The organism is Burkholderia territorii, assembly GCF_902833055.1.
Lineage (GTDB): Bacteria > Pseudomonadota > Gammaproteobacteria > Burkholderiales > Burkholderiaceae > Burkholderia > Burkholderia territorii.
In genome coordinates this window covers 1-1,047 of the sequence record NZ_CADFEJ010000053.1, presented here as the reverse complement: position 1 = coordinate 1,047, position 1,047 = coordinate 1, and the positions used below count along the sequence as shown (strand labels likewise).

General features: G+C 68.9%; 1 protein-coding gene. It reads right to left on the bottom strand.

Annotated elements, in window-relative coordinates; translation table 11 throughout:
* Positions 1-1,047: secretin N-terminal domain-containing protein (locus tag HW466_RS30925; protein WP_279610396.1), on the bottom strand; the 1,047-nt coding region annotated here is incomplete at both ends.

The window sequence follows — 1,047 nt, the reverse complement described above, 5'->3', positions numbered from 1 at the left end:
CGCGCGTCGAGCTGGTCGATCACCGAGCGCAGGTTCCGGTAGACCGGGTCGGACGCGGTGATGATCAGCGAGTTGGTGGCCGCGTCGGCCTGGATCATCCCGCCCGGCTGGTTGTCGTCGCCCTTGTCCTTGTCGCCGCCGAGCAGGCCGCCGCTGCCGATGCCGCCGCTGCCCGACGCGCCGCTGCCGTACGACGATGACGACGAACCGCCGAGGCCGCCCGACGGCAGCGGCGGAGTGCCCGACGTGCCGGTCGAGAAATTGCCGCTCGACGACGAGCCGCCGTTCTGGTTGAAGCTGTTCGCATCGTTGGACGACGCCGACGAACCGCTGTCGTTGCTGCTCTTGCCGAGCATCCCGCGCAGTGTCTTCGCGAGCTTCACCGCGTCGGCATTGCGCAGCGGCACGACGTGCATGTTGCCCGGCACCGCGCTCGGCGCGTCGAGCTGTTGCACGAGGCGCTTCGCCGCGGCGAGGCGCGACGCGCTCGATGCGCGCAGCAGCAGCGAATTGGTGCGCGGATCGGCCGTGACCGACACCTTCAGCGTCGCGTCGCTGTTGCCGATCGCGCCGGGGTCGAGCATCTTCTGCAACTGCGCGGCAAGGTCGATCGCATTCGCGTTGCGCAACGGCACGACCTGCACCTGCGCGCCCGCGGCGCTGTCGACCCCCGAGATGATCTGCGCGATGCGGCGCACGTTGTCGGCGTAGTCGGTGACGACGATCGTGTTGTTCGCCGGGTAGGCGGTGACCGTGTTGTTCGGCGAGATCAGCGGCCGCAGCACCGGCAGCAGGTTGTTCGCCGATTCGTTGTGCAGCTCGAACACTTGCGTAATGATCTGGTCGCCGCGCGCCTGCGGCGCATTGCCGACATAGGTCGGCACGCCCTGCAGCTTCGCGTCGGCTTCCGGCACGACCTTCAGCACGCCGTGATCCTGCACGAGCGCGAAGCCCTGCATGCGCAGCGCCGACTGCAGCGTCTTCAGCGCCTGGTCTTCCGGCACCGGCCGTTCTGCCACGAGATTGAGCTGCCCCTTCACGCGGGGG